Here is a 3,344-nt window from a genome sequence, read left to right on the forward strand (position 1 = left end):
CGTCGGCACCCAGCAGGAACAGCACGTCGGTCTCGCCGAGCATGCCGGCAGCGTTCTTGCCCCCCTCGCCCGGCACGAAGCCGACGTCGAGACCGCCAACGCGGGCGGCTGCGGTGTGCAGCACGGCAAAGCCGTTCCAGTCGGTACGGCTGGCATTGACCGCCGTCGCGAGCTTGGCAGCCTGACCGAGCACGGCAGCACCATCGGCACGGGCGATCGCGCCCTGGCCGACGATGATCAGCGGATGGGTCGCCTTCTTGAGAGCCGAGAAGAACTTGCCATTGCCTTCGGCCAGATCCTTGAGCGTATCCGGACCCGAACCCAGCTGTTCGTAATCATAGCGCGTATCGCCGATCTCGCCGATGACGGCGACCGGCACATTGGCGGCGCGCCAATGCTTGCGGATACGGGCGTTGAGTACCGAAGCCTCGAAGCGCGGATTGGCGCCGATGATGAGGATGGCGTCGGCCTGTTCGATGCCTTCGATGGTCGGGTTGAAGATGTAGCTTGCACGGCCGAGCGAGGGATCGAGCGCTGCACCATCCTGGCGGCAGTCGATGTTGTTCGAGCCAAGCAACGAGATCAGCTGCTTGAGCGCATACATCTCTTCTGCCGTGGCGAGATCGCCGGCAATGGCGCCGATACGATCAGCCGAGGTCTTGGCGACAGCTTCCTTGATCGCAGCGAAGGCGTCTGGCCAAGTCGCCACTGCCAGCTTGCCGTCCTTGCGAACGTAAGGCCGGTCGAGGCGCTGGGTGCGCAGCCCGTCCCAGATGAAACGGGTCTTGTCGGAGATCCACTCCTCGTTCACCTGCTCGTTGATGCGCGGCATGATGCGCATCACTTCGCGGCCACGCGTATCGACGCGGATGGCGGAACCGACAGCATCCATCACGTCGATGGACTCGGTCTTGGTCAGCTCCCACGGACGTGCCTGGAAGGCGTATGGTTTCGAGGTCAAGGCACCAACCGGGCACAGGTCGATGACATTGCCCTGCAGCTCGGAGGTCATTGCCTGTTCGAGATAGGTGGTGATCTCGGCGTCTTCGCCGCGGCCGATCAGGCCAAGTTCGGAAATGCCGGCCACTTCGGTGGTGAAGCGGACGCAGCGCGTGCAATGGATGCAGCGCGTCATGATCGTCTTGACCAGCGGGCCGATGTTCTTGTCTTCGACCGCGCGCTTGTTTTCATTGTAGCGCGAACCGTCGAGGCCGAAGGCCATCGCCTGATCCTGCAGGTCGCATTCGCCGCCCTGATCGCAGATCGGGCAGTCGAGCGGGTGATTGATGAGCAAGAACTCCATCACGCCTTCGCGGGCCTTCTTGACCATCGGCGTGTTGGTGAAAATCTCAGGCGTTTCGCCGTTCGGGCCGGGGCGCAGATCGCGCACACCCATGGCGCAGGATGCCGCCGGCTTGGGCGGTCCGCCCTTCACCTCGACAAGGCACATGCGGCAATTGCCGGCGATCGACAGCCGCTCATGGAAGCAGAAACGCGGCACTTCCGCGCCAGCCTCTTCCGCAGCCTGCAGCAGCGTATAGTGGTCGGGTACCGAAATCTCTTTCCCGTCGACCTTAAGCTTTGCCATAGCGCCTCAAATCCCGCGGATGATCCGCATTCCGTCCTGCAAGGGGCGCGGCCTGCGCTGCGCCCCGAAATCCACAATTCACCCGGCGGTCTTGCCGCCAGCCAGCGTTATCGCCTGCCCGATCCAGTCGTCGCGACCGATCCGACCCTTGAAGCCGAGATAGTCGTCGGCCCAGCCCACTTCTTGTCCCGTCCAGCCGGCGATCTGGCCGTAGGTCCAGATGCCCAAACCGTTCAGTACCTGCTCCAGTTTCGGGCCGATGCCGGCGATCGCCTTCAAATCGTCAGGCGCTTCCGGCCGTTCGATAGACGCCGGCTGCCTGAAATCCTCTGGCTGAAACCCCACCGGCGCTTCAGCCACGACCGCGACCTCGGCAACGACCGGCTCAGCCGCTCGCGTCGCCTCGACCTTCTCCAGCTTGCGCGCCAAGGTCTTCACCTCGGCGATCAGCGAGGCCGTGCTGGCCTCAGCCTTTTTCGTTGCCACCGGCTTGGCCTGAGTCGCACCGCTGAAATCACCAAAGTCAGGCGAAAACARCCGCTGCGCAGCCTCAGACACGCCAGTCACGGCCCCGATCCAGACGCCCATGGCGTGACTGGCGAGGCCGACACTCAGAGCGGAAGCAGCAGCGATTCCAGCGGCGGGATGAACCATCAGATTTGCCGTACCGGCAAACTCCTTGGGCAGCATCGCCACGAAGTCCCTGTTCATCTGCTCCAAACGTTCCATCTCAGGCACTGCACTTTCGGGAATGGGAAATGTCGACATTGGTGTCTCCTTGTCGCCTTCGCCGTTCGCCTCTGCCTCGTCGTTTCCTATTTCGGACCTTTGGCCCGCACTTTCTGACTAATTCTTACTCTGCCGCCACCAGCACGGGCTCGGCGCGATGGGAATTGCGCGAGAACTCGTCGATGCGCCGCTCGATCTCCGGACGGAAGTTGCGGATCAGGCCCTGGATCGGCCATGCGGCCGCATCGCCCAGCGCGCAGATCGTATGGCCTTCCACCTGCTTGGTGACGTCGAGCAGCATGTCGATCTCGCGCTTGTGCGCTTCACCACGCACCAGGCGCTCCATGACGCGCCACATCCAGCCGGTGCCTTCGCGGCACGGCGTGCACTGGCCGCAGCTCTCGTGCTTGAAGAAGTAGCTGAGGCGCGCGATCGCCTTCACGATGTCGGTCGACTTGTCCATGACGATCACGGCAGCCGTGCCGAACGAAGACTTACGCTCACGCAGACCGTCGAAATCCATCGGGCAGTCGATGATGTCCTCGGCCTTGACCAACGGGCACGACGCGCCGCCGGGAATGACGGCCAAAAGGTTATCCCAGCCGCCGCGGATACCGCCGCCGTGCTTTTCGACCAGCTCGCGGAACGTGATGCCCATGGCCTCTTCGACCGTGCAGGGCGTGTTCACATGGCCAACCAGCATGAACAGCTTGGTGCCGACATTGTTCGGGCGGCCGATGCCGGAGAACCAGGCCGCGCCACGACGCAGGATGGTCGGCGCGACAGCGATCGACTCGACGTTGTTGACCGTCGTCGGGCAGCCGTAGAGGCCGACATTGGCCGGGAACGGCGGCTTGAGGCGCGGCTGGCCCTTCTTGCCTTCGAGGCTTTCGAGCAGCGCGGTTTCTTCGCCGCAGATATAGGCGCCGGCGCCGTGATGAACGTAGATGTCGAAATCGTAGCCGTTCTTGTTGTTCTTGCCGATCAGCTTGGCGTCATAGGCCTCGTCGATGGCGCGCTGCAATGC

The 3,344-nt window shown here is 63.3% G+C and carries 3 protein-coding genes; all 3 read right to left on the minus strand.

Annotated features, from left to right (window positions below; all coding sequences use genetic code 11):
• On the minus strand, window positions 1-1,588 hold a 1,588-nt coding region (gene nuoG, locus AC1DUU_RS27020), incomplete at its 3' end, for an NADH-quinone oxidoreductase subunit NuoG (protein ID WP_476786432.1).
• Window positions 1,589-1,666: 78 nt separating this feature from the next.
• Window positions 1,667-2,356: an NADH-ubiquinone dehydrogenase gene (locus AC1DUU_RS27025; protein WP_476786433.1), complete on the minus strand. Its 690-nt coding sequence runs from the start codon at window positions 2,354-2,356 to the stop codon at window positions 1,667-1,669.
• An 85-nt stretch (window positions 2,357-2,441) separates the two neighbouring features.
• On the minus strand, window positions 2,442-3,344 hold a 903-nt coding region (nuoF, locus tag AC1DUU_RS27030), incomplete at its 5' end, for an NADH-quinone oxidoreductase subunit NuoF (RefSeq protein ID WP_476786434.1).

It is taken from the genome of Aminobacter sp. P4_H6_2, from assembly GCF_056400805.1.